Source organism: Streptomyces sp. NPDC102274 (assembly GCF_044766385.1).
Classification (GTDB): Bacteria; Actinomycetota; Actinomycetes; order Streptomycetales; family Streptomycetaceae; genus Streptomyces.
This window is the reverse complement of the sequence record NZ_JBIWLW010000022.1, coordinates 108,529-133,419: the sequence shown is the minus strand read 5'-3', so window position 1 is coordinate 133,419 and position 24,891 is coordinate 108,529. Positions and strand designations below refer to the sequence as shown.

24 protein-coding genes are annotated in these 24,891 nt (G+C 70.1%); 7 read left to right on the top strand and 17 right to left on the bottom strand.

The annotated features are described in order from the left end of the window. Positions 1-58: 58 nt before the first annotated feature. The 4 genes from ACIRQP_RS27050 to ACIRQP_RS27035 all read right to left on the bottom strand — a co-directional run bounded on the left by ACIRQP_RS27050 (position 59) and on the right by ACIRQP_RS27035 (position 3,940). Positions 59-619 carry a sortase domain-bontaining protein gene (locus ACIRQP_RS27050; RefSeq protein ID WP_403893771.1) on the bottom strand — a complete coding sequence of 187 codons (561 nt, stop codon included), beginning with the start codon at positions 617-619 and terminating at the stop codon, positions 59-61. Between the two features lie 149 nt (positions 620-768). Continuing rightward, a complete protein-coding gene (locus tag ACIRQP_RS27045) occupies positions 769-1,809 on the bottom strand; it encodes a hypothetical protein (protein ID WP_403893769.1) in 1,041 nt (346 codons plus the stop codon). A 296-nt stretch (positions 1,810-2,105) separates the two neighbouring features. After that, complete coding sequence (locus ACIRQP_RS27040; protein ID WP_403893767.1) at positions 2,106-3,749, bottom strand: FAD-binding oxidoreductase; 1,644 nt, start codon at positions 3,747-3,749, stop codon at positions 2,106-2,108. A 5-nt stretch (positions 3,750-3,754) separates the two neighbouring features. Further along, on the bottom strand, positions 3,755-3,940 hold the full coding sequence (locus tag ACIRQP_RS27035; protein ID WP_403893765.1) for a hypothetical protein: 186 nt from the start codon (positions 3,938-3,940) through the stop codon (positions 3,755-3,757). 178 nt (positions 3,941-4,118) lie between these two features. Between ACIRQP_RS27035 and ACIRQP_RS27030 the strand changes: the two genes are divergently transcribed. Next, positions 4,119-4,946 carry a hypothetical protein gene (locus tag ACIRQP_RS27030; protein WP_403893763.1) on the top strand — a complete coding sequence of 276 codons (828 nt, stop codon included), beginning with the start codon at positions 4,119-4,121 and terminating at the stop codon, positions 4,944-4,946. Between the two features lie 170 nt (positions 4,947-5,116). Continuing rightward, positions 5,117-5,341 carry a hypothetical protein gene (locus ACIRQP_RS27025; protein ID WP_403893761.1) on the top strand — a complete coding sequence of 75 codons (225 nt, stop codon included), beginning with the start codon at positions 5,117-5,119 and terminating at the stop codon, positions 5,339-5,341. A gap of 188 nt (positions 5,342-5,529) precedes the next feature. Here the strand turns inward: ACIRQP_RS27025 and ACIRQP_RS27020 are convergent, their stop codons facing one another. Next, positions 5,530-5,880 (bottom strand): metal-sensitive transcriptional regulator, encoded by a 351-nt coding sequence (locus ACIRQP_RS27020; RefSeq protein WP_403893759.1) that lies wholly within the window; start codon positions 5,878-5,880, stop codon positions 5,530-5,532. 222 nt (positions 5,881-6,102) lie between these two features. On the opposite strand from ACIRQP_RS27020, the gene ACIRQP_RS27015 reads away from it, so the two are divergent. Both ACIRQP_RS27015 and ACIRQP_RS27010 read left to right on the top strand, forming a co-directional pair. Continuing rightward, the gene (locus tag ACIRQP_RS27015) at positions 6,103-6,723 is read left to right on the top strand and encodes a DUF47 domain-containing protein (protein WP_030353473.1); all 621 of its coding nucleotides are present in this window, start codon (positions 6,103-6,105) and stop codon (positions 6,721-6,723) included. A gap of 5 nt (positions 6,724-6,728) precedes the next feature. Continuing rightward, positions 6,729-7,727 (top strand): anion permease, encoded by a 999-nt coding sequence (locus ACIRQP_RS27010; protein ID WP_403893757.1) that lies wholly within the window; start codon positions 6,729-6,731, stop codon positions 7,725-7,727. A gap of 197 nt (positions 7,728-7,924) precedes the next feature. Here ACIRQP_RS27010 and pstB read toward each other — a convergent pair whose 3' ends face one another. The 11 genes from pstB to mshD all read right to left on the bottom strand — a co-directional run bounded on the left by pstB (position 7,925) and on the right by mshD (position 19,884). Further along, entirely contained in the window at positions 7,925-8,701 is a 777-nt protein-coding gene (gene pstB, locus ACIRQP_RS27005) for a phosphate ABC transporter ATP-binding protein PstB (RefSeq protein WP_403893755.1), read from the bottom strand. Between the two features lie 53 nt (positions 8,702-8,754). Continuing rightward, positions 8,755-9,834 (bottom strand): phosphate ABC transporter permease PstA, encoded by a 1,080-nt coding sequence (gene pstA / locus ACIRQP_RS27000; protein WP_403893753.1) that lies wholly within the window; start codon positions 9,832-9,834, stop codon positions 8,755-8,757. Continuing rightward, positions 9,831-10,835 (bottom strand): phosphate ABC transporter permease subunit PstC, encoded by a 1,005-nt coding sequence (gene pstC, locus ACIRQP_RS26995; protein WP_403893751.1) that lies wholly within the window; start codon positions 10,833-10,835, stop codon positions 9,831-9,833. The genes pstA and pstC overlap by 4 nt, the downstream gene beginning before the upstream one ends. A gap of 119 nt (positions 10,836-10,954) precedes the next feature. Continuing rightward, complete coding sequence (pstS, locus tag ACIRQP_RS26990; protein WP_403893749.1) at positions 10,955-12,082, bottom strand: phosphate ABC transporter substrate-binding protein PstS; 1,128 nt, start codon at positions 12,080-12,082, stop codon at positions 10,955-10,957. Positions 12,083-12,434: 352 nt separating this feature from the next. Continuing rightward, positions 12,435-12,845, bottom strand: coding sequence for an NUDIX hydrolase (locus tag ACIRQP_RS26985; RefSeq protein WP_403893805.1), 411 nt, complete (start codon positions 12,843-12,845; stop codon positions 12,435-12,437). Between the two features lie 71 nt (positions 12,846-12,916). Further along, entirely contained in the window at positions 12,917-13,990 is a 1,074-nt protein-coding gene (locus ACIRQP_RS26980) for a CHAD domain-containing protein (RefSeq protein ID WP_403893747.1), read from the bottom strand. Next, positions 13,977-16,205: an RNA degradosome polyphosphate kinase gene (locus ACIRQP_RS26975; RefSeq protein ID WP_403893745.1), complete on the bottom strand. Its 2,229-nt coding sequence runs from the start codon at positions 16,203-16,205 to the stop codon at positions 13,977-13,979. The genes ACIRQP_RS26980 and ACIRQP_RS26975 overlap by 14 nt, the downstream gene beginning before the upstream one ends. Positions 16,206-16,493: 288 nt before the next feature. Continuing rightward, positions 16,494-17,459, bottom strand: a complete 966-nt coding sequence (locus ACIRQP_RS26970; RefSeq protein ID WP_403893743.1) for an ABC transporter permease — start codon at positions 17,457-17,459, stop codon at positions 16,494-16,496. After that, positions 17,456-18,427 (bottom strand): ABC transporter ATP-binding protein, encoded by a 972-nt coding sequence (locus ACIRQP_RS26965; RefSeq protein ID WP_403893741.1) that lies wholly within the window; start codon positions 18,425-18,427, stop codon positions 17,456-17,458. The genes ACIRQP_RS26970 and ACIRQP_RS26965 overlap by 4 nt, the downstream gene beginning before the upstream one ends. After that, positions 18,424-18,867, bottom strand: coding sequence for a GntR family transcriptional regulator (locus tag ACIRQP_RS26960; RefSeq protein ID WP_403893739.1), 444 nt, complete (start codon positions 18,865-18,867; stop codon positions 18,424-18,426). The genes ACIRQP_RS26965 and ACIRQP_RS26960 overlap by 4 nt, the downstream gene beginning before the upstream one ends. A 96-nt stretch (positions 18,868-18,963) precedes the next feature. Continuing rightward, entirely contained in the window at positions 18,964-19,884 is a 921-nt protein-coding gene (gene mshD, locus ACIRQP_RS26955; protein WP_403893737.1) for a mycothiol synthase, read from the bottom strand. 199 nt (positions 19,885-20,083) lie between these two features. Between mshD and ACIRQP_RS26950 the strand changes: the two genes are divergently transcribed. Next, on the top strand, positions 20,084-21,907 hold the full coding sequence (locus tag ACIRQP_RS26950; protein ID WP_403893735.1) for a bifunctional metallophosphatase/5'-nucleotidase: 1,824 nt from the start codon (positions 20,084-20,086) through the stop codon (positions 21,905-21,907). Positions 21,908-22,122: 215 nt separating this feature from the next. Here ACIRQP_RS26950 and ACIRQP_RS26945 read toward each other — a convergent pair whose 3' ends face one another. Then, complete coding sequence (locus tag ACIRQP_RS26945; protein ID WP_403893733.1) at positions 22,123-22,821, bottom strand: TetR family transcriptional regulator; 699 nt, start codon at positions 22,819-22,821, stop codon at positions 22,123-22,125. A 114-nt stretch (positions 22,822-22,935) separates the two neighbouring features. Here ACIRQP_RS26945 and ACIRQP_RS26940 point away from each other — a divergent pair, with 114 nt between their 5' ends. Together ACIRQP_RS26940 and ACIRQP_RS26935 are read left to right on the top strand one after the other, a co-directional pair. Next, positions 22,936-23,781 (top strand): oxidoreductase, encoded by an 846-nt coding sequence (locus ACIRQP_RS26940; protein WP_403893731.1) that lies wholly within the window; start codon positions 22,936-22,938, stop codon positions 23,779-23,781. 112 nt (positions 23,782-23,893) lie between these two features. Further along, complete coding sequence (locus ACIRQP_RS26935) at positions 23,894-24,847, top strand: phosphatidylinositol-specific phospholipase C (RefSeq protein WP_403893729.1); 954 nt, start codon at positions 23,894-23,896, stop codon at positions 24,845-24,847. The last annotated feature ends 44 nt before the right edge of the window (positions 24,848-24,891 follow it).

The window sequence follows — 24,891 nt, the reverse complement described above, 5'->3', positions numbered from 1 at the left end:
CGGACGATCTCCAGGACCGAGGTCCTGGGCGATCTCCCGGACCCGGCTCAGACAGGGCCTAGAAGTCCGCCACCGCGCTGACCACCACGTTCGAGTCCCAGTGGCCATTGGCGTCGATGACTCCCCCGCAGGTGATCAGCCGTAGCTGCGGGGTCGTCACCGGTCCGTAGACCCGTTCCGTCGGGAATCGGTCCGTATGGTACGTATCGACGGCCGTCACCCGGAACGTCAACCTCCGCCCGTCGCCCAACTCCGTCTCGATCGCGTCGCCGGGGCGCAGCCGGCCCAGCTTGGCGAAGACGGCGTTCTTGATGTCGTCGCGACCGTTGCGCACCGGGGCGGTGCCCGGGTTCGCCGGGGCGTCCCGGTGGCCGATCAGGACCGCCGGGCCGCGTTCGCCGGGGCGCGGTCCCAGGGCGAACCAGCCGACCTTCATCGCGTTCCGGAACCCCGGTGCGTCCAGCGTGCCCTTGTCGTCGAGTGCCAGCGGCAGGACTTCCGCCCGCACATGGAGCGCCGGGATGCGCAGTCGTACGGGGGCGGACGGCGGGTCCGTGACCTGGACGATACGCGGTTCCGGGAGCGCCTGTGTCTGTGGCGCGGGCCGGAGCAGGAACACATGCAGCAGTACGGCGGCCGTCGCGCACAGGGCCGCTACGACGAAGAGGACCTTGGTCGCCCTGTCCGGCTTGACCGGTTCGGTCGGCTTGGCCGACCCGCCGGTGCTGCCGTCGCTGCTGGATGTGTCCGCCCGACCCGCCGTTCCGGTCAGTGCTGTCCCCCCGTCGAACGGCGCTGGAACCGGCGCACCACGAGGATCGTGCCGAGCGAGGCCGCGGCGGTGGCCCCGATGGCGAGGGAGAGTTCGGCCGCGCCGTAGTGACCCGACGGGTCGGCGGCGGTCAGATGACGCGCGCCTCCGCGCGCCGGGCCGGACGGCGTGATCGTCAGGGCCCCGAGGGGGGCGGTGGACGCGGCGGTGGTCGTACGGGGGACCGCGGGCGGGACCGTACGAGTCGGGGTCGCGCGGGTGGCGGGGGTGGGCGCCCTGGTCGCCGGTGCCACCGGTGCCACCGGAGCCCTGGTCGCCGGTGCTGCCGGCGCCTTCGTAGGTGCCTTGGTGGCTGCCTTGGGCGCTGCCTTTGTGGGCGCCTTTGTGGGCGCCTTCGGCGCTGCCTTTGTGGGGGCTTTCGGGAGCGTCTTCGGCGCTGCTTTCGTGGGTGCCTTCGTGGGGGCACGTGTGGGGGGCGGGGCTGCCTTGGTCTGCGCCGGCTTCGCCGGGGGCTTCGCCCTGGACGTGGACGAGGTCGTCCCCGACACCGTCGGATCCGGATCCGGGCCCGAACTCAGCGGCAGCAACATCGCGGCACCGTTCGGGGCGACGAGAGTGAAGCCGTCCACGTGCTGGCCGCGTGGCAGGTGCGGCTGGTCCTTCGAGTAGTAGTACAGCGGGTGCGTGTTGTAGATGACCTGTGGCTGATCGCTGTTCTCCGCGTTCAGCACGGTCTGGGCGGTGTCGCTGGTGACTCCCCGCCCCTTCGTCGGATAGCCGATCGCGGCCGGCCATGCGTCGGCGCAGTCGTCCGTGCAGTCCGGGTTGTCCGGCTCGTCGGCGGTCCGCATATAGAGCGGGTTGCCTATCTTGTCCGCGAGCACCCGGCCGACGGCGGTGTTGATGAGGGTCAGCTGACGCGGTTCGGTGGGCCTGTCCACAGCCGTGGCGGCGGCGCCGCCGAGCGCGAGAAGGAGAACGGTGGCCGCGGCGAGCGCGGCTATCCGGGATCCGTGTCCGTGCGTGGGTCCGTGCATGGGTCCGCCCTTGCGAGTCGGGATGAGCCCCCCGCTTACCGGCCCCCCGCCTGCTAGTGCCCCTCCCGGCAACGTTTGCCCCGTCGCGGCGGCCGGCACGCGCGCTCGCGGCGTTGGCCAAAAGCCCAGGTAGCTCCGCTACCAGGACTTCTGGCCGCCTTGCGATCACACGCACCGGCCGCCGCTCCTCGACGGGCAAACCTTGCCGGTCGCGGCACTAGATACAGATCATCGTCAACTGGCCCTCGCCGCCACCCAGGTGAGCCGTACGGGCTACGAAAACGGCCGACGGCGGCTCACAACGCCTGCGGGAAGTCGAAGAGGCGGTCGGGGTCGTACCGCGTCTTCAGCCGGGCCAGCCGGTCCGCGGCGGCGCCGTAGTACGACGTGCGCCAGTCGGGCAACGTCGGGTCGGTGTAGTTCTGGTACGCCGCGCCCGAGGCGTACCGGCGCATCGATCCATGAGTGCTTTTCAGCCACGCGCGCTGGGCCGATCCGGAGGTGCCCGGCTCCCATCCCGCGATGTACTGCGCCAGCACCCGCGAACCCCGGTGGACGAAGGCCGTCGCGAGCGGGTCCACCCGGTTGACCGCGCCGCCGAGCGCGGTGAGAGTGAGGGAGCCGCTGCCGCCCGCGGACGCCGGTAGCCGGGTGAAGGTCTCGGAGGCGGAGATGAGGGCGCGCCGGCCTGCGGGGGAGAGCGGGCGGACGTAGAAGTCGGAGGCGGCGGAGTACGTCTCGCGCCGGAGCGCGCCCTGTTCGCCGCGGCCGGGGGTCGTACCGGGCAGCCGGCACTGCTCCTCGGTGTAGCCGGCACAGCCCGCGTAGATCAGCATCGCTTCCTCGTAATCGCGCTGCCGCACGGAGATGAAACGCGCCGGGCCGGGGCCTCCCGGTCCGTCGGCGAGCCGGTCGAGCGCGTTCTTCAGTTCGTCCTCGCCGCCGAGGGAGAAGGCGGAGAGGGACAGGGTCGGGGCGACACCGCCCGGACCGGCGTTGAGATGGAGCGAGGACCAGATCTCGTCCGGCTGGTCGGGGCCCCACTCCTGCCAGGCGCCGAGCAGGGCGTCGGCCTTCGACCACGGCCAGCTCGCGGAGGCGGCGACGGCCGGGGGCGCCGGGTGCGTACGGAAGCGCAGCTCGGTGACGACCCCGAAGTTGCCGTTGCCCGCGCCGCGCAGCGCCCAGAAGAGGTCCGTGTGCTGCTCGGCGTCCGCGGTCAGCCGCTTGCCGTCGGCCGTGATGAGGGTGGCGGAGGCGAGGCTGTCGCAGGTGAGGCCGTAGGCGCGGGCGGCGACGCCGTGTCCGCCGCCGAGGGTGAGCCCGGCGATGCCGACGGTGGGACAGGACCCGGCGGGGATCGTACGGCCCGCGTCCGCGAGGGCCCGGTAGACATCGGCGAGCCGGGCTCCGGCTCCGACCGTGCCGTCCGTGGCCGCGTCCCGCAGCGAGTCGAGCCGCGTCACGTCGATGACGAGCCGGCCGTCGCCGCTCGACCAGCCCGCGTACGAGTGGCCGCCGCCGCGGATGGAGACGGGCGTGCCGTGGGTCCTGGCGAAGGCGAGGCACTCCTTGATGTCGTCCTCGCCCTCGGCATAGGCGATGGCCGCGGGCCTCAGGCTGTCGAAGCGGGTGTTGTAGAGCTGCCGGGCGGTCTCGTACGCGGCGTCGTCCGGCCGTACGAGATACCCGTCGAGCCCTTTCGCCAGCGCGTCCCAACTCGGGCCGCGGCCGGGGGATGTGGTCGCAGGGCTGTTGGTGGCCGTGGGGGTCGTACCGCCGCCCGCGCCGTTCTTGTCGCTCGTACCTCCCGAGCCTCCCGTACCTCCCGAGCCTCCCGTACCCCCCGAACCACGCGTAGCGCCGCCGGTGCACGCGGTCGCCGTGGCGGCGGTGGCCAGGAGGCCGGCCGCGGCGGTGAGCAGCGCGCGCCGTTCCATCCGCCTCAGCTCTTCGCCGTCTGGGTCGCGACGTGGATCGCGGCGTCGGTACGGGCGAGGTCGCGCGATCTGCGGGCATGGCCCGACCAGCCGCAGGTGCAGCGCGCCGTGCAGAACGAGCCGCGCTCGACGGTCGTGGCCTCATGGGGTGGCGTGCCGGAGCGGGAAGAGGCCCGGGGGGACCTGGACAAAGGGGGAGATGAGGCGGCGGTGGGGGGATCAGAGGTGTCTTGCTCGCACACATCTCCACGGTACCGGGGTGCGGGTGTCCCGTAACCGGGCCCGGCGTGACGAGGATCGCCGGGCGTCGTTATCCGGAGCGGGCGGGTTTCGGACAAGCGGCGGTCGGGCGTTGGGGGTTGGCAGGCGATGGTGGTGCAGCAGCACAGACGCAGGGGCGTGGCGTTCGCCGTCGTGACCATGGCGGGGGTCGTGGCCACGACCGCCGGCTGTTCCGGGAGCGGTGGAGCCGTGGCCGACGAGCGGCCCGGCAGCGATCCCGCGGCCGTGCGGAAGGCGGCCGACGCGCTGCTCGCGTCGGGCAGTTCGAAGGCCAGTACATCCATGGAGATGGCGGCCGGCGGGACGCGCGTGACCATCCGTGGCGAGGGCGGCTATGACTTCGGCAAGCGGATGGGGCGGCTCCGGGTCGTACTGCCCAAGGAGCCCGCGGGCGCGAGTGAGCACCGGCCGATCACCGAACTGCTCTCGCCCGGCGCGCTGTACATGAAGAACCGCGGCGCCGGGGTGCCCGCCGACAAGTGGGTCAGGGTCGACTCGACCACGCTGGAGGACGGGAATCTGGTCACGGGCGGGGCGACGGATCCGCTGACCGCGGCCGAACTGCTGCGTGCCGCCAGGAATGTGACCTTTGTCGCCGAGCAGGATCTGGCCGGCGTCCGCGTATGGCACTACAAGGGTGTCACCGACATCGGGCGGGCCGCGGAGGCCGCGTCGTCGTACGCGCGCGGGGCGCTGGGCGCGGCGGCGAAGGGGTTCGGCGAGGACGCGGTGCCGTTCGACGCGTATCTGGACGACGCCGGGCGGTTGCGCAAGGTCAGGCACCGGTTCAGCTATGTCAACCAGGGCCGTACGGTCGCCGTCGCCTCGACGACGCTGCTGTACGCGTTCGGCGAGCGGGTCGCCGTCACGCTGCCCCCGCAGGGCGACATCTTCGCAGGGGAGATCAAGTCCTGAGCCGCGTACGGGCCGCGGTTGTGCAGAACGCAAACGCCGCATGACGGGATCGGCAAGATCAAATCAAGCCGTAACCACAGGGGACCAAGGCGGAAATGGTCCAGACGTGCCATGCGCGGTGTGTATCACGCTCCCTACGCTAGGAAGTCGACACCGGCAGGAAGAGGTGAATGCACGTGGCTCTGTTGCGCACGCCGAACGTTCAGGACCACGTGGCCCTCGCCGAGATCGAGTGGTGCGGGGAGTTGATGATCGCGGCGTCGGCCGCGGACGGGGAACGGCTCAGCCCGGACCGTATCGACGAGGTGCTGAACGTGAGGGCGGAACGGCCCACCGCCCCTCGCCATCCTGGGACGTCCCGAAGCCCCCGGCGAAGAGACTCCTGCGGGGAGTGAACGCCGCGGGGAGTGAATGCCGAGGCCGCCCCGGTCATGGGGCGGCCGGCGTCACATGCATCACATGCGTCAGATACATCAGGTACGTCAGGTGCGTCACATACATCTGACGTGTCGGGTACATCACAGGCGCATCCGGTCTCTCCGGTGCGCCTGTTGTGTCTGTTCTGTCCGGTGCGCGAGGTGCGTCAGGTACGGAGGAGCCGGGCGATCGCCTTGGTCGCTTCCTCCACCTTCGCGTCGATCTCCACGCCGCCCTTGACCGCGGCGTCGGCGACGCAGTGGCGCAGGTGCTCTTCGAGGAGCTGGAGCGCGAAGGACTGGAGCGCCTTCGTCGAGGCGGAGACCTGGGTCAGTATGTCGATGCAGTAGACGTCCTCGTCCACCAGCCGCTGGAGGCCGCGGATCTGGCCCTCGATCCTGCGCAGCCGCTTGAGGTGCTCGTCCTTCTGCTTGTGGTAGCCGTGCACCCCGCGGTCGTGATCGGTGGTGACGGCGGCGGCGGTGTCCGTCACGCCGGCCGCCTCAGTGGTCGTCATCGCGTCCTCCCGTTGTGCTGTCGGCTGATACCGATGATGGTGTCCGAAAAGGCGTGTATACCCTACCTGGGTATATGTTACCCGTCTCTGGGGTCCGGGGCAGGGGCCTGTGCCGTTCGCCTTGCCACCATGGGTGACACTGGGAACTTGCCGGTTAGCCGTGGCCGGATGTTGCGCCTAGCATCACCCCTGACCGAATCCCATGTAACCCGAGGACCCCACGTGCGATTTCGTCTGACCCCCAGGGAGACGAGCTTCTATGACATGTTCGCCGCGTCCGCGGACAACATCGTCACGGGCTCCAAGCTCCTTATGGAACTCCTCGGGGCGGATTCCTCCGCCCGGGCCGAGATCGCGGAGCGGATGAGGGCAGCGGAGCACGCGGGCGACGATGCCACTCACGCGATCTTCCATCAGCTCAACTCCTCCTTCATCACGCCGTTCGACCGTGAGGACATCTACAGCCTCGCGTCCCAGCTCGACGACATCATGGACTTCATGGAGGAGGCCGTCGATCTCGTCGTCCTGTACAACATCGAAGAGCTTCCCAAGGGTGTCGAGCAGCAGATCGAGGTGCTCGCCCGCGCCGCCGAGCTGACCGCCGAGGCCATGCCGCACCTGCGGACGATGAACAACCTCACCGAGTACTGGATCGAGGTCAACCGGCTGGAGAACCAGGCGGACCAGATCCACCGCAAGCTGCTGGCCCATCTCTTCAACGGCAAGTACGACGCGATGGAGGTGCTCAAGCTCAAGCAGGTCGTCGACGTGCTTGAAGAGGCCGCCGACGCGTTCGAGCACGTCGCGAATACGGTGGAGACCATCGCGGTCAAGGAGTCCTGAACCACGTGGACACCTTTGCGTTGATCGTGACCGTCGGTGTCGCGCTCGGTTTCACCTACACCAACGGCTTTCACGACTCCGCCAACGCCATCGCCACCTCGGTCTCGACCCGGGCACTGACCCCGCGCGCGGCTCTGGCGATGGCCGCGGTGATGAACCTCGCGGGCGCGTTCCTCGGTCAGGGGGTCGCCAAGACCGTCAGCGAGGGCCTGATCGCCACGCCGCACGGATCGCGGGGGATGGGCATCCTCTTCGCCGCGCTGGTCGGTGCGATCGTCTGGAACCTGGTCACCTGGTACTACGGGCTTCCGTCCTCGTCCTCCCACGCGCTGTTCGGCGGCATGGTGGGCGCGGCGCTGGCGGGCGGGACCGATGTCATCTGGGGCGGGGTGCTGGAGAAGATCGTCATCCCGATGTTCGTCTCCCCGGTCGTCGGTCTGGTCATCGGATACCTGGTGATGGTCGCGATCATGTGGCTGTTCCGCAGGGCCAACCCGCACAAGGCCAAGCGCGGTTTCCGGATAGCCCAGACCGTCTCGGCGGCGGGTATGGCGCTCGGGCACGGTCTGCAGGACGCACAGAAGACGATGGGCATCGTGGTGATGGCACTGGTCATCGCCGATGTGGAGGACTCCGGGGACGCGATCCCGGTCTGGGTGAAGATAGCCTGCGCGCTGATGCTGTCCCTCGGTACGTACGCGGGCGGCTGGCGCATCATGCGGACGCTCGGCCGGAAGATCATCGAGCTGGACCCGCCGCAGGGCTTCGCGGCGGAGACGACCGGCGCGTCGATCATGTTCGGCTCGGCGTTCCTGTTCCAAGCGCCGATCTCCACGACGCATGTCATCACTTCGGCGATCATGGGTGTGGGGGCGACGAAGCGGGTTAACGCGGTCCGCTGGGGGGTCGCCAAGAACATCATTCTCGGCTGGTTCATCACGATGCCGGCGGCGGCCCTCGTCGCCGCGGTCAGCTTCTGGATCGTGAACCTGGCCTTCGGCTGACGGGCGCGATGCTTCTCCCGGCCGGGGGTCCGGGGGTTGTCCCCGGGGGATGCTGTTGGATCGTGAATCTCGCCTTCGGCTGAGCCGCGCCGTACAGCGAGGCCCGTACAAAGAAGTGGGCCCGCCCCCCTGGGAGAGGGGGCGGGCCCTTCGCCGTGCGGTGGCACCGCCATGCAGCACCGCAGGACGGCTGTCGCCTATCCGAAGCGTCCGGAGATGTAGTCCTCCGTCGCCTGCACGGACGGATTGGCGAAGATCCGCTCGGTCTCGTCTATCTCGATGAGCTTGCCGGGCTGGCCGACGGCGGCCAGGTTGAAGAACGCCGTACGGTCCGACACTCGCGCCGCCTGCTGCATGTTGTGCGTCACGATGACGATCGTGAAGCTCTCCTTCAGCTCCCCGATCAGGTCCTCGATGGCGAGGGTGGAGATCGGGTCGAGGGCGGAGCAGGGCTCGTCCATCAGCAGGACGTCCGGCTCGACCGCGATCGCGCGGGCGATGCACAGACGCTGCTGCTGGCCGCCGGAAAGGCCGGAACCGGGCTTGTTCAGGCGGTCCTTGACCTCGTTCCAGAGGTTGGCGCCCTTGAGGGACTTCTCCACGACCTCGGCCAGCTCGCTCTTGCGGACCTTGCCGTTCAGTCGCAGGCCCGCCGCGACGTTGTCGAAGATCGACATCGTCGGGAACGGGTTCGGACGCTGGAAGACCATGCCGACGGTACGGCGTACCGCGACCGGGTCGACGTTCGCCCCGTACAGGTTCTCGTCGTCCAGCAGGACCTTGCCCTCGACGCGGCCGCCGGGGGTGACCTCGTGCATGCGGTTGAGGGTGCGCAGGAAGGTGGACTTGCCGCAGCCGGACGGGCCGATGAAGGCCGTCACGGAGCGGGGCTCCACGGTCATCGAGATGTCGTCGATGGCCCGGTGGGAGCCGTAGTAGGCGGTCAGACCGCTGACGTCGATTCGCTTGGCCATGTCAATCACTGCTTCTTTCGTGGCCCCGCGCGGCGGAGCCGGATATCGAGGCCTCAGCGGCCGGTCTTCGGGGCCTTCCAGCGGGCGATGCCGCGCGCCACCAGGTTGAGGATCATGACGAACGCGATGAGCACCAGGGCCGCGGCCCAGGCACGGTCGATCGAGGCCACCTCGCCGGCCTTGTACTGCTCGTAGATGTAGAAGGGCAGCGAGGACTGCGCGCCGTCGAAGGGGTTCGGGTTGATCAGCTGGCTGCCGAAGACGAGGAGGATGATCGGCGCGGTCTCACCGGCGATACGCGCGATCGCGAGCATCACACCGGTGGTGATACCGCCGATCGCGGTCGGCAGAACGACCTTGAGGATCGTGCGCCACTTCGGTACGCCGAGGGCGAGCGACGCCTCGCGCAGCTCGTTCGGTACGAGCTTGAGCATCTCCTCGGTGGAGCGGACCACGACCGGGATCATCAGGATCGCCAGCGCGAGCGCGCCCATCAGACCGGACGGCTGGGTCTTGGTCATCAGCATGATCGACAGGATGAAGAGACCCGCGACGATGGACGGGATGCCGGTCATGACGTCCACGAAGAACGTGACGGCCCTGGCCAGCGCGCCCTTGCCGTACTCGACCAGATACACGGCGGTCAGCAGGCCGATCGGCGCCGAGACCACGGTGGCGATACCGACCTGCTCCAGCGTGCCGATGAGCGCGTGGTAGACACCGCCGCCCACCTGGGTGCTGGGCACACCGGCCATGGAGTGGGACAGGAAGTACCCGTCGAGGATCTCCACGCCGCGGCTGATCGTCGTCCAGAGCAGCGAGAACAGCGGGATGACGGCGAGGACGAAGCAGACCCAGACGACGCTGGTGGCCAGGCGGTCCCTGGCCTGGCGCTGGTTCTCGACGGCCGTCGTGACGACGTACGAGATGACGACGAAGGCGATGACCGCGATCAGGCCCCACTGGACCTTGCTGTCGAGACCGGCGGCGGCGCCGATGCCCACGCCGACGAGGATGCCGAGGAGGGCGAAGCCGGCCGGAGCCCAGCGGGGGAGGCTGCGCTGGCTGAGACTGCCCCGCCCGCCCGGGGGCGGCACCGGGGTCGGTGTGTCCTGAACAACTGCGTGGCTCATGCGTTGGCCCCCGAGTACTCCTTGCGGCGCGCGATGATCAGACGGGCCGCGCCGTTCACCAGCAGGGTGAGGACGAAGAGGACCAGACCGGAGGCGATCAGGGCGTCGCGCCCGAACTCATCGGCCTCGTCGAACTTCGCCGCGATGTTCTGGGCGAACGTGCCGCCGCCCGGGTCGAGCAGATGGAGCGAGATCAGATAGTTCGGCGAGAGGACCGTGGCGACGGCCATCGTCTCGCCGAGCGCGCGGCCGAGTCCCAACATCGACGCGGAGATGACACCGGAGCGTCCGAAGGGCAGCACCGAGAGCCGGATGACCTCCCAGCGGGTGGCGCCCAGGGCGAGCGCCGCCTCCTCGTTCATGCGCGGTACCTGGAGGAAGACCTCCCGGCTGACGCTGGTCACGATCGGCAGGATCATGATCGCCAGCAGGATGCCGACGGTGAGCATATTGCGGGCCACGCCGGGCTGGGTCTGGTCGAAGATGTACGTCCACGCGAAGTACTGGTCGAGCCAGGAGTTGAGGCCGTCGAGATACGGCACGAGGACGAGGGCGCCCCAGATGCCGTAGATGATGCTCGGTACGGCGGCCAGCAGGTCCACGATGTAGGCGATGGGCGCGGCCAGTCTGCGCGGCGCGTAGTGCGAGATGAACAGCGCGATGCCGACAGCGATCGGAACCGCGATGACCATCGCGATGATCGAGCTGACGATCGTGCCGAAGAGCAGGACCGCGATGCCGAAGACCGGCGGGGACGCGGAGGGGTTCCAGTCGAGCGTGGTGAGGAAGTTGCCCTCGTCCTTGGAGATGGCGATGGCGGCGCGGTAGGCGAGGAACCCCGCGATCGACGCCATGATGACGAGCAGCAGAATGCCCGAGCCTTTGGAGAGGCCCGAGAAGATCTTGTCGCCCGCACGCCCGGTGGAGGTGCTCGCCGACGGCGGGTCGGCCTGCGGGGGCCGCGGGGGTGGGGGGGTGTCTATCGATGTAGTGGAAGCCATGGTCTTTCCGGTCTGTGTGGGGGAGGGCTGGCTCCCCTGGCGGCGGTGCACCGGATGAGGCGGAGGCCGCCGGTCCGGAGAGGTGCTCCGGACCGGCGGCCTTCACCTGTCGCTGTGGTTTACGAGAGGGAGGCGACCGTCTCGCGGACCTTGGCGTTGATCTCGGCCGGGATCGGCGCGTAGCCGGCCTCGGAGAGCAGCTTCTGGCCGTCGGCGCCGGCGGTGTAGTTCAGGAAGGACTTGACCGTGGCCAGGGTCTCGGGCTTGTTGCCCTTGTCGCAGGCGATCTCGTACGTCACGAGGACGATCGGGTAGGCACCGTCGGCCTTGGTGGCGTAGTCGAGGTCCAGGGCCAGGTCCTTGCCGGTGCCCTTGATCTTGGCGGCGGCGATGGCCTTGGAGGCGTTCTCGGAGGTCGCCTCGACCGGGGCGGTGGCGCCCGTGTCGATCTTGACCGTCGAGAGCTGCTGGGAGGTGGCGTAGGAGAGCTCGAAGTAACCGATCGAGCCGTCGACCTGCTTCACCTGGGTGGCGACACCGGAGGAGCCGGAGGCCGCCTGGCCGCCGGGGGCGGGCCACTTCTTCTCGGCCTCGTACTTCCAGTCGGACGAGGCCGCGGTGCCCAGGTACTTGCCGAGGTTCTGCGTGGTGCCGGAGTCCTCGGAGCGGTGGAACGCCTGGATCGGCTTGTTCGGGAGCTTGGCGTCGGGGTTGAGCGTCTTGATCGCCGCGTCGTCCCAGTTCTTGATCTTGCTGTCGAAGATCCTGGCGAGCGTGGGGGCGTCGAGGACGAGACTGTCCACACCCTCCAGGTGGTAACCGATCGCGATCGGTCCGCCGACCATCGGCAGGTTGATGCCCTGGCCGCCGGTGCAGATCTTCTTCGAGTCGGCGACCTCTTCGGGCTTGAGCGCCGAGTCGGAGCCGGCGAAGCCGACCGTGCCCTGGTTGAAGGCGACGATGCCCTCGCCGGACGACGAGGACTTGTAGTTGACCTCCACGCCGGTGCAGGTGGCCATGTACTCCTTGACCCAGAGGTCCATGGCGTTCTTCTGCGCGCTGGAACCGGACGCGAGCAGCTGGCCCTTGGCGTCCTTGCACACCGCGCTCGTCGAGGCGGAGGACTTCGGGGCCGAGCCTTCGGGAGCGTTGTCGTCCGAACCGCACGCCGTGAGAACCAGGGCGCCGGAGACGGCGAGGGCACCGAGCGCGGTGGCGCGCAGCCCGTTCTTGCGCTGAAGCTTCACTTCGGGTGTTCCTTCCAGGAGCCGCCGGTCTGAGCCTTTGTACGGCGGCGTGCGTCGGGGTGGCTGGTGGGGTGCTGTGACCGTCACCGTGTAAGGCCGAAATTAGGCAGATCAGGTGAAGCCGCCGACGGGGGCGAATGAACGGAAGGTGAACCTCGCGGGGCGGTGTGGTTTTGGCGGGTGTGGGGTTCACCCGGCCGGTCCAGCGCCTGACATATACGGGTGGCGTGTACAGGGTGTGCGCAGGGATGCGAGAGCGCCACCCGATACGCGGCCCTGTGTCCTGTGCGGGCCGCTACGTCGTGTACGCCCCGCTACGTCGTGTACGCCCCGCTACGTCGCGTGCGGCCCGCTACGTCGTATGCGGCGCGTTCAGGAGCGCGTCCACCAGCAGCCGGTCGCGGGGCTGCGTCAGCCGTTCGCGGGCCGCCGACGGGGTCAACCACACGATGCGGTCGACCTCGTCGTTCGGGACGAACGTCCCGTCCGTCGCCTCGGCCGCCCAGTACGTGACCTCCTTGGGGCGCCCCTGTGCCAGATAGCGCACGGTGCCGAGCCGCGTCCCGGGCACGCAGTGGTGGCCCGTCTCCTCCAGGACCTCGCGCAGGGCCCCGGCCAGCGGGTCCTCCGCGCGCTTGAGCTTGCCCTTGGGGTGGGACCAGTCGTCGTACTTGGGCCGGTGCACCAGGCAGATCTCCGTACCGCCGTCCCCGTACGGCGAGTGGCGCCAGAGCACGCACCCGCCGGCGCGGACGATCCCCAGCCCGCGCCTCTCGGACCACGGCCGTCCCTGCGGCCCCGAGTGCCCCCCGGGCCCCGGGCCCGGCGTCGTGGTCACCGCGCCACCGCCGCCTTCTGCCACACCTGCTGGAACGCGAAGCGCGCCGCCTCCACCTCGTGGCGCTGGTCCGCGTGCAGCACGCCCAGGGCGTACGCCGTCGTCGGTGCGATCCGCGGGGTGCGGGCCGCGTTGGCCGCCGCTGCCGCCGCCTCGGCCGCGTCGAGGTGCCGGTCCAGCGCCTGGCCCGCGCCCAGCAGCACCGGGTCGGGGGCGCCGCCGTGGCACCACACCTCCTGGGCGTACCGGTGCAGCCGCAGCAGCTGCCGTACCTGGTGCCAGGGAGCGTCCTGTGCCTCGCCCTCCGAGGATGTCGCCAGGCCGTGGACCAGCGCCTCCGCGTTGTACGGATGGGCGGCCCGCGCCAGCGGCAGCGCGCCGACGGCGTCCAGCAGCTGGCGTTCGGTGGCCTTGCCGGGACCGGTGAGCACCTCGCCGGCCGGGGCGCTCGCGAGCGGTGCCAGCGGCACTTCCGAGGCCAGTACGGCCACCGCGTCCGCCACCGCGTGGAAGCGGGACGAGCCGAGCGCCTGGAGCGCAGCCGAGTGCGCGCGCGTCCGGGCGAGGGTCAGCTGCCGCTCCAGCAGCGCGCCCGCGCGGGACGCGCCGACAGTGAGCGTCCCGGGCGGCGGCCCGCCGGGCTCCGCCTCCGCACGCGCGCCGGGTACGGCACCGAGCGCCGCGGCCGGTACGGCGACGGCCACGGGCGCCGCGCCCGAGAGCCTGGCCAGCGCCCCCACCAGCCGGTGCAGCCGGGCCGTACAGGCGTACTCCTGGGCCAGCGTGCCGGACAGCCAGCCCAGTTCCGTACGGAGCTGGTCGGCCCAGCCGGGGTCGAGCAGCGACCGGAACGTATGCAGGCCGCCCCCGATCCTGCGCGCCGCGCCGCGCAATGTCAGGGCCGCCGACTCGGCCGCCGCCGTGTCCGCGCCGCTCTCCCCGTACAGCCGCAGGCCGCGCAGGAAGCCGCCGGCGTGGGAATGCAGATAGCCGGCCAGGACCTCGCCCGCGGTCAGCCCGTCGGGGCCGGACGCGGTAAGCCGGTCGGTTTCCACTTCATGGTGCTGCACGCCGGCGCCTCCGGGCGTCTATGAGCATTTCCTGGATGTTCCGTAGCGGCTGGCCCTCCGCATCCATGGAATGCCGGGTCCAGTTGCCGTCCGGGCCGAGGTGCCAGGAGGACGTGGTGTCGGACATCCCGGTCTCCATCAGCCGGGTCAGTGCCGCGCGGTGGGCCGGATCGGTGATCCGGACCAGCGCTTCGATACGGCGGTCGAGATTGCGGTGCATCATGTCGGCGCTGCCGATCCAGACCTCGGGCTCCCCGCCGTTGCCGAAGGCGAAGATCCGGGAGTGCTCCAGGAAGCGGCCGAGGATCGAGCGGACCTGGATGTTCTCGGAGAGGCCGACGACCCCGGGGCGTATGGCGCATATCCCGCGGACCCAGATGTCCACCGGCACCCCGGCCTGGGAGGCCCGGTAACAGGCGTCGATGACCGCTTCGTCGACCATCGAGTTGACCTTGATACGGACCGAGGCGGGACGACCCGCGTGGTGGTGCGCGACTTCCTTGTTGATCCGGGAGACGAGCCCGTCACGCAGGGACTTCGGGGCGACCAGCAGCCGCCGGTAGGTCTCCCGGCGCGAGTAGCCGGACAGCCGGTTGAACAGGTCGGACAGATCCGCGCCGACCTGGGGGTCCGCGGTGAGCAGGCCGAGGTCCTCGTACAGCCGTGCCGTCTTCGGGTGGTAGTTGCCGGTGCCGACATGGCTGTAGCGGCGCAGGGACTCGCCCTCCTGCCGTACCACCAGCGAGAGCTTGCAGTGCGTCTTCAGCCCGACCAGGCCGTAGACCACATGGCAGCCGGCCTCTTCCAGCTTGCGCGCCCACTTGATGTTGGCCTGCTCGTCGAAGCGGGCCTTGATCTCGACGAGGACGAGGACCTGCTTGCCCGACTCCGCGGCGTCTATCAGCGCGTCCACGATCGGGGAGTCGCCGGACGTCCGGTACAGCGTCTGCTTGATGGCCAGTACGTCCGGGTCGCCCGCGGCCTGCTCCAGGAACGCCTGGACGGAGGTCGAGAACGAGTCGTACGGATGGTGCAGCAGCACATCGCGGTTGCGCAGGGCCGCGAAGATGTCCGGCGCGGACGCGGACTCCACCTCGGCGAGCTGGCGGTTCGTCCCCGCTATGAACTTCGGGTACTTCAGCTCGGGCCGGTCCAGCGACGAGACCCCGAAGAGCGCGGTGAGATCCAGCGGCCCCGGCAGCGGATAGACCTCCGCGTCGGTCACCTTCAGCTCGCGCACCAGCCGGTCCAGGACCTCGGGGGCGATGTCCTCCTCGACCTCCAGCCGGACCGGCGGGCCGAAGCGGCGCCGCATGAGCTCCTTCTCCAGCGCCTTGAGGAGGTTCTCGGCGTCGTCCTCCTCCACCTCCAGGTCCTCGTTGCGCGTGACCCGGAACATGTGGTGCGCCAGCACCTCCATCCCGGGGAACAGCTCCTCCAGGTGGGCGGCTATCACATCCTCCAGCGGTACGTACCGCGAGGGGGACGCCTCCAGGAAGCGGGAGAGTAGCGGCGGCACCTTGACCCGCGCGAAGTGACGGTGGCCGCTCACCGGGTTGCGCACGGTCACGGCCAGGTTGAGGGAGAGGCCGGAGATGTACGGGAAGGGGTGCGCCGGGTCCACGGCGAGGGGCGTGAGGACCGGGAAGATCTGCTGGCGGAAGAGCGTGAAGAGGCGTGCCTGCTCCTTCTCGGTCAGCTCGGGCCAGCGGATGATGTGGATGCCCTCGTCGGCCAGGGCCGGGGCGACATCCTGCTGGTAGCAGGCGGCGTGCCGGGCCATGAGCTCGCGCGAGCGGGTCCAGATCAGATCCAGCACCTCGCGCGGCTGGAGGCCGGACGCGGAGCGGGTGGCGACGCCGGTCGCGATGCGACGCTTCAGTCCGGCCACCCTGACCATGAAGAACTCGTCCAGGTTGGACGCGAAGATGGCGAGGAAGTTAGCCCGTTCGAGGAGCGGCGTGGTGGGATCCTCCGCCAGCTCCAGAACCCGTTCGTTGAAGGCGAGCCAGCTGCGCTCGCGGTCGAGGAACCTGCCCTGGGGCAGATCGCCGCCGTCCGGGTCGCTCTCCTCCTCGTACGCGTCCAGGTCGGCGTCGAGATCGGGTTCGAGGTCGGAGCTGGTCGCGGCCACGGTGTGCGGCCGGTGGGCGGCTATGAATCCGACGGACGGTTGGGAATGCTGGACCGGTACCTCGGCGGGCTGCTGGGTCATGTCCCTATTGTTCCGCGCGGAGGGCACGACGGGCGCGTCGGAGAGCGCGGGGGCGAGGTGGATCCTGCCGTTGGTCCTGCCGTTCGGCGTGGGGGGCACAGCGGGCTGCATTCAGAGAGAGTCGCAAGAGCGTCTGAATGGCCGGTAACGGCGACATGACGTGAAGGGAAGCGGGGCGGGGCTCCCCGGGGGCGCTGTGCTGCCTCTGGGGAGCCCCACCGTAGCCGTGGGTGAGGCGGTGGCCCCGGGCGGGGGCCGGAACCGGCCGTCCGGTTCCGGCCCCCGGCGTCAGGCGTGGCTGCGGCGCAGCACCCGGAAGGCCACGAAGACGGCCACGGCGGCCAGGACCAGGACGATCCCGGTCTCCATGAGCTGGAGAGGCCAGAAATGGGAGGCGGGGTGGTAGTCGGTGAAGTACGTGGCACCTTCGTGGAGCTTCTGGCACGGCGACGACGACCAGTCCCGCGTCGCGCACTCCTGTCGGGTCATCCGCTCGCCCGAGGCCAGAATGACGCCGTTCTGGAGCGTCCAGGCCAGGTCCGGAAGGTGCCCGTTGCCCATGACGGTCTCCACGGGCCACAGATACGGGCGCACCCACGTGATCATGGCGAGCATGGCCCCTCCCAGGGCGAGCGCGGTGGCCGACATCGCCAGGAGCGTCCGGCGCACCAGCAGCCCGGCGAGCGCGCCGAGCCCGATACCGAGGAGGCCGTACGCGACGGGCAGCGGGCCGAGCCCCGCGAAGCCGAATCTGTCGTACCAGTAGACGGAGTACACGCCCTCGGGCCCCTGGAACCTGGACCAGCGGTAGAGGATCACCAGCGCCGTAGCCCCGACGACCGTCCACACCACGGGAACCGCCAGCTTCGCCATGAGCCAGCGGGCGGGGGAGACGGACTGGGTCCAGGCGAGCTTGTACGTCCCGGACTCCAACTCCCTGCCGATCACCGGACCCGCCACGAAGGCGCCGACGATCCCGGGGAGTGCGAACAGCAGCGTGCCCGTGTAACTGAGCCACTGGTGGAGCCCGTACTGGGCGTCGAGGAAGCCCCGGACCGTGTCCCCGCAGGCGAGCGTGGTGACCTGGATGGAACAGCCCGTCCCGGCGAAGTCGCTCGTCGCGCTCGTCGCGAAGTGCCGCTGGAGGAGCAGGATCGCGGCGGTCAGTACGAGGAGCGCGGTCCCCGCCCACAGCACGCGGCGGTGCTGGCGTACGGCGACCCAGACCGGGCCGCGCAGGGTCGGCGTGCTCATGCCGCCACCGCCTTACGGTCGCGCTCGCCGTTGCCGTTGCCGTTGTTGCCTTCCGGTGGCTCGGCGCTCGGGGTGAGCAGAGGGGGCGCGCCGGGGGAGCGCAGATGTGCCAACAGCAGTTCCTCCAGGGAGGGTTCTGCGGTCTGCCAGTTGCTGTCCAGCGGTCCGTCCGGCCGGATCAGCGCCGTACCTCCGCGCCCCGCCGTACGGGACTCGACGACCGTGTGCGGCGCCAGGTCGTCCAGCTCCCGGGCCGCTCCGCTCACCAGCAGGTGCGCGGTGAGGATGTCCTCCACCTCGCCCCCGAGCCGCACCCGGCCGCCGTCCACGAGCAGCAGATAGTCGCAGGCGTCGGCCAGTTCCGTGAGGATGTGCGAGGAGATCACGACGGTGGTGCCGTGCTCCGCCGCGCCGGCCAGCAGAGCGCCCATCAGCTGATGGCGCGCCAGCGGGTCGAGATCCGCCATCGGCTCGTCCAGCAGCAGCAGGTCGGGCCGCTTGCCGAGCGCGAGAGCCAGCGCCACGCGGGTGCGCTGGCCGCCGGAGAGCGACCGGATCCGCAGGCCGTGATCGAGCGCGCTCCCCGGGCCGCCGCCCTCGATGATCCGATCGGCCGCTGCCGCGTCCCAGCGCTCCGGGTTCATCTCGCGGCCCATGCGCAGGGTCTCACCGACTGTCAGCTGCGGATACAGCGGCTTGTCCTGGGCGACGTACGCGAGGCGCGTGCGAGCGTCGGCCGGTGCCGCGCCCAGGACGCGTACGGTCCCCTCGGTGGGGGCGAGCAGCCCGGCCGCGTGGGCGAGCAGCGTCGATTTGCCGGCGCCGTTGGGGCCGACGAGGGCGCAGACGCGCCCGGCGGGTATCCGGAAGGAGCAGCCGCGCAGCGCCCAGCGCTCGCGTCGTCCGACTCTCGCGGGTCCCGCGAAGCGTTTGCCGAGGCCGATCGCCTCGATCGCCGCCACAGTCATGCGTCGTCCCCCTTGGTGCGCTCGGTGCGCTCGGTGCGTTTGATGCGTTTGCCGTGTTTGCTGTGCGCTTCGAAGCGCTCTTCGACCACGGAGGTGAAGAGCGCGGTCACGTCGTCCTTGTCGAGCCCTCCGGCGTGGGCGCGGTCCGTCCAGGCGGCCAGCTCCGCCCGCAGCGCGCTGTCGGCGGAGCCCCGGCCGAGGGTGCCCCGGACGAACGTGCCGAGCCCGCGCCGGCCTTCGGCCAGCCCCTCGCGTTCCAGCTCGCGGTACGCCTTGAGCACGGTGTTCGGGTTGATGGCGGTGGCCGCCACCACCTCACGCGCGGTGGGCAGCTTGTCGCCGGGCTCCAGCAGGCCGAGGCGCAGGGCCTGTTTGGTCTGCTGGACGATCTGGAGGTAGGTGGCTACCCCGCTGCGCCGGTCGATGCGGTATTCGATCACCCGCAACCACCCTTTCACTAGGGAAGTAGTGAAAGCATGCGATAAGTAAGGGGCGGCGTCAAGGGCACCGCCCCTCAACTCCCCTTATCGGTGGGTTCAGGACTCCGTGCGGTACATCAGATCCACCTCGTGCGTGCTGAAGCCGAGCCGCTCGTACACCGTCACCGCCGCCGTGTTGTCGGCGTCCACATAGAGCATCGCGGTCGGCAGCCCCTGCGCCGCCAGGTGCCGCAGCCCGATCGCGGTGAGCGCCTTGCCGAGGCCGCCGCCCTGCGCGTCGGGCCTGATGCCGAGGACGTACACCTCGCCGAGCTGCTCCTCGGCGTGCACCTTGGTCCAGTGGAAACCGACCAGCTCGCCGTCGCGCTCGGCCAGGAAGAAGCCCTTCGGGTCGAACCACGGCTCGGCGATACGGTCGTTCAGGTCCCGCTGGGTCAGCGCGCCCTGCTCGGGGTGGTGGGCGAAGGCGGCGGCGTTGACCGCGAGCCACGCCGCGTCGTCCTGGCCGGGGACGAACGTACGGACGGTGACCCCGGCCGGCAGCACCGGTTCGGAAATCGCGGGCGGGACCAGCGGCCTGCGCAGCTGGCGCAGTTCACGGAAGAGGGTCAGCCCGAGCACCTGGGCCAGATGCCGGGCGGCCGACCTGCCGCCGTGCGCCCACACCCGCAGCCGCTTCCCGGACGCGCCCAGCAGCGCCGTACCCAGCGCCCGGCCATGTCCCTGGCCCCGACGCCCGGGGCGTACGACCAGCTCGGCGGCCGGGGCCTCGATGGGGTCGGTGTCCTCCAGTTGTCCGTATCCGACGAGTTCACCGTCGAAGGTCACCAGGAAGTGCCGTACGCCCTCCCGGCGCCCGCCGCGCAACTGGAGCCGGCCCTGCTCGGAGACGGCCTGCACCCCGTCCGAGGCGGCGGCCTCCGCCAGCAGGGCGAGTACGTCTTCGGCCTGCTCGGGGGTGAGCGCGTCGAGGGTCTGGATCTGCCGGCCGGGCTCGCGGGCTACTGCGTCAGTCATGGGTCGAGGGTACGGCGGGGGTGCGGCAGGATGACGTATGGCCCCGGCCGCGACAGCCGGCGCACCCGTAACGGCAACCAGCTTGTAACCCGGTACCCCCTGTCGTGCTACGCGCGTTGACTCTAGGCTGCCGCTCGCAGTCTTCGGGAAACTTCCGACTTTCTTCACCACTCTCATGCTGAGTTCACCAAGGGGATCGATGTCAGCGACACCGCAGAAGCACCGCGCGGCACGGCGGGTGCTCGCCGCTGCCGCAGGTCTGGCCACCGTCGGCGCTCTCTTCGCCGCGATGCCGACCGCCACCGCCACCGAGTCCGGCCACGGCAAGGGGTACGGTCACGGCGATCACAAGCCGAGCACCGTTGACGTACAGCTGCTGTCCTTCAACGACCTGCACGGCAACCTGGAGGCGCCCGCGGGCTCCGCCGGGACCGTCACCGAGAAGCAGGCCGACGGTACGACCAAGGCGATCCCCGCCGGTGGTATCGAGTACCTGGCGACCTCGCTGCGCAACGCCCGCAAGGGCAACGCGTACTCCGTCACCGCGGCCGGCGGCGACATGGTGGGCGCGAGCCCGCTGCTGTCCGGCCTCTTCCACGACGAGCCCACCATCGAGGCGCTCAACAAGATCGACCTCGATGTGACGACCGTCGGCAACCACGAGTTCGACGAGGGCGCCGTCGAGCTGGCCCGCCTTCAGAACGGCGGCTGCCACCCGACCGAGGGCTGCTACGAGAAGGGGAAGAAGTTCAAGGGCGCCGACTTCCCGTACCTCGCCGCCAATGTGACGTCGGAGAAGACCGGCAAGCCGGTCCTCAAGCCGTACACGGTCTGGAAGAAGAACGGCGTCAAGATCGGCTTCATCGGAGTGACCCTGGAGGGCACGCCGAACATCGTGACCGCCGAGGGCGTCAAGGGGCTCCAGTTCCACGACGAGATCGAGACGGTCAACAAGTACGCCAAGGAACTGGACCGGCAGGGCGTCAAGTCGATCGTCGCGCTGATCCACGAGGGCGGGGCGCCCGCGTCCACCGCGTACAACTACGACTGCGACAGCCCCGGCGCCGGTGACGGCATCTCCGGGCCGATCACCGACATCGCCAAGGGCATCTCGCCGAAGGTCGACGCGCTGGTGACCGGCCACACGCACCAGGCGTACGTCTGCACGATCCCGGACCCGTCCGGGAAGCCGCGACTGGTCACGTCGGCCTCGTCGTTCGGCAAGCTCTACACGGACACCACGCTCACCTACGACCGTCGCACCAACGACATCGTGCGGACGAGCGTGGAGTCGGCGAACCACGTCGTCAGCCGTGAGCAGCCGAAGGCGGCGGACATGACCTCGCTGATCGAGCGCTGGAACAAGCTGGCCGCGCCGATCGCCAACGCCCCGCAGGGCTTCATCTCCGCGGACATCAACGGCCGGGGCGCCACGTCCCCGGAGTCGCCGCTCGGCGATGTGATCGCGGACGCGCAGCTCGCGGGCATGGCCCCGGCGGACAAGGGCGGCGCGGAGATCGCCTTCATGAACCCGGGCGGGATCAGGGCGGACCTGGTCCACAAGGCGTCGGGCAGTGAGGGCGACGGCGTGGTGACCTACGGCGAGGCGTTCACGGTGCAGCCGTTCACCAACATGATGAACGCGGTGGACCTGACCGGCGCCCAGGTGATCACGGCGCTCCAGCAGCAGGTCAGCGGATCGAACGAGGCGTTCCCGAAGATCCTTCAGGTCTCGAAGGGCTTCACCTACACCCTGGACATGACGAAGACGGGCGCGGCCCGGGTCGTCACGGACTCGGTGAAGCTGAACGGCGCGGCGATCGACCCGGCGAAGACGTACCGCGTCGCGATGAACGAGTTCCTCGGCGGCGGCGGCGACGGCTTCGCGGCCCTGGGCCAGGGCCAGAACAAGCTGGTCGGCCCTGCGGACCTGGACCTCTTCAACGCCTACCTGGCGGCGAACTCCACGGCGGAGGCGCCGCTGGCCCCGCCGGCGGCGGACAGGATCACGATCCTGAAGTAGCGGATCCTGAAGTAGGGGTAGGGGTAACGTCGGCGGACTTACCCGTTCAGAGGGCGGTGGGCGATGAGCTCACCGCCCTCTGGCGTGCGGGGCGGGCTCGGGGGCCGGGGCTCGGGGCTCGGGGGCTGAGGGCCGGGGGCCGGGGTACATGAGGGCGTTCGAGTGGTCGCCGATCTGCGCCGACGCATGAGCCTGTTGCCCCCGGCCCACCCCGACTACCCCTCGGTTTTGGTCCCGGCCCCGGTCCCGGTCCCGACGGCCACCAGCCCCACAACCGCCGCATGGAGCAGGCGCGTCAGGCGCGGTGTGAAATCCATGGCGGCGTGGGCGAGGCGGGCGTCCTCCCGGTAGAGCCTGGCGAGGGTCTCCGGCGGGTGCGAGATCTGCCACAGGGATTGCGCCAGCGCCATGGCCGTCGTCACGAGGTCGAGGGCGGCGTCCCGGCTGAGGTCCGGGAGCGCGGCGGCCAGCGTTTCCGCGATGTCCTGGGCCGCCGTCACGGCGCTGAGCTTGAAGGCACGCACCACATCGGCGGAGACCGCCCGTTCCAGACTGAGCGGGGCGTGGGCCAGCAGGTCACAGAAGAGCGGCCGCTCACCGAGCGTGTCCGCCAGCGCCGCCGCCAGGCCGGACGGGGTGACCGCAGATCCGCTGCCGAGCCGGTCCCGCAGAGCCTCGGCCCACTCCCGCCAGCCCTCCTCGGCGAGCCGCAGAAAGATCTCCTCGCGCGACTCGAAGTACCTGCGCACGGCGGAGACATGCACGCCGGCGCTGGTGGCGATCTCCGTCAGGGTCACCGCTCGCACGCCCTCGTCGTGGGCCAGCCGGCGGGCGGCGTCGAGGAGATCGTCGGCGCGCTGCCGCTTGCGCTCCGGGGTGCGGGCCCGCTGGAAGCCGGGCTCCATGGTTTCCATGCCCTCACCCTACGGTCGTCCACCCTGCGGTCGCGTAACGCAAGCGACATGCGTTATGGTTTAACGCAAGCAGCATGCGTTATGGATGGCTTGAACAAGGTTAAGGAGAGCAGCGTGTCCAATCAGGTCTGGTTCATCACCGGCGCTTCCCGGGGTCTGGGACTCGCCCTCGCGGAAGAGGCCCTGGCGGCCGGTAAGCGCGTCGTCGCGACCGCGCGCCGTACCGAGACGCTTTCCGGGCTGGTCGACACGTACGGGGACCGCGTTCTGCCCGTGGCCCTGGACGTCACCGACCAGGCGCTGGCCGAGGGCGCCGTGCGACGTGCCGTCGAGCGGTTCGGGCGGATCGACGTCGTCGTGAACAACGCCGGTTACGCCAATATGGCGCCCGTCGAGGAAGTCACCATGGACGACTTCCGCGCCCAGGTGGAGGCCGTGTTCTTCGGTACGGTCCTCGTCACCAAGGCCGCTCTGCCGGTCCTGCGGCGCCAGGGCAGCGGTCACGTCATCCAGGTCGCCTCCGTCGGCGGCCGGATCACCGCGCCGGGTCTGGGTGCCTACCAGAGCGCCAAATTCGCCGTCGAGGGCTTCTCCGGCGTGCTCCGGCAGGAAGTCGCATCGCTGGGCATCAAGGTGACTGTGGCCGAGCCCGGCGGCATGCGTACCGACTGGGCCGGCTCCTCCATGGAGGTGCCGTCCTTCGACGACGTCTATCGGCCGACCGTCGGCGCGATGGCCGAGCGCGTGCGCGCCGGCAGTGGCAAGGAGCCCATCGACCCCGTCAAGGCCGCCCGCGCGTTGATCGACATCGCCGACGAGGACGAGCCGCCGCTGCATCTGCTCCTGGGGAGCGACGCACTCCAGTACGCCACCGCCGAGCTGGAGCGGACCGGCGCCGAGGACAAGCGCTGGGCCCATGTGGGCAGTTCGGTCGACTTCGAGGACCGGCAGGAGGGCTGACACCCCGCCCCCAGTTCAACCGTGGCCGTCCGCTCTTACGCTGTTCCTTACGTGTCGTGTACCGGTCATAATCCGAGGGCTGACCCCCCATGCCTGACGGAGGCACCCTCGCATGACCACGCCCATAAGCACGCCCCAGAGCACGCGTACGAGCACCAGCACCAGCACCAGCACGAGTACGAGCACGCGCGTCGGTACGCGCCGGGGCTTTTTGGCCGGCGCGTTCGCCGTTTCCGCCGCTGCCCTGATCGGTGCGGCCCCGGCCGTCGCCGCACCGCGGCGCGCGCTCGCCACGTACGACTGGATGGGCGGCTTCGCCGACTCCACCCCCGTACAGCGGCTGACCATCCCCGGCACGCACAACTCCGGCGCGCGCTCCGGCGGTCTCTGGGTGGCCTGCCAGGACACCACCATCGCCGAGCAGCTGAACAGCGGCGTCCGCTTCCTCGACGTCCGCTGCCGGGCGTTCGAGAACGCGTTCACCATCCACCACGCCGCGTTCTACCAGAACCTGAACTTCGACGATGTGCTGAACGCGTGCCGGGACTTCCTCCGGGCCAACCCCTCCGAGACCGTCCTGATGCGCGTCAAGCAGGAGTACTCCGGTGAGAGCGACGCGGAGTTCCGGCGGATCTTCGACACCTATCTCGACGGCAAGGGCTGGCGCTCCCTCTTCCGGCTCGACGGCAACCTCCCGACCCTCGGCGAGGCGCGCGGACGGGTCGTCCTGCTCGCGGACAACGGGGGACTGCCCGGAGTGCGGTACGGGGACTCCGGGCTCTTCGACATCCAGGACGACTACCAGGCTGAGCCCGGCGCCAAGTACCCCAAGATCGAGGCGCACTTCCGCAAGGCGGCCCAGCAGCCCGGGAAGATGTACATCAACTACGTCAGCACGGCGGCCCTGCTGCCGCCGCGCTGGAACTCCGACCGGCTGAACCCGCAGGTCCACACCTTCCTCGACGGAGCCGAGGCGAGCGGCTGGCGCGGGCTCGGGATCGTACCGCTGGACTTCCCCGCCAGCCGGCCCGGACTGGTCGAGTCGCTCATCCGGCACAACGGCTGACGCGGGACGACGCGAGGGCTCCCGGACCCGGCTGCTCAGGAATC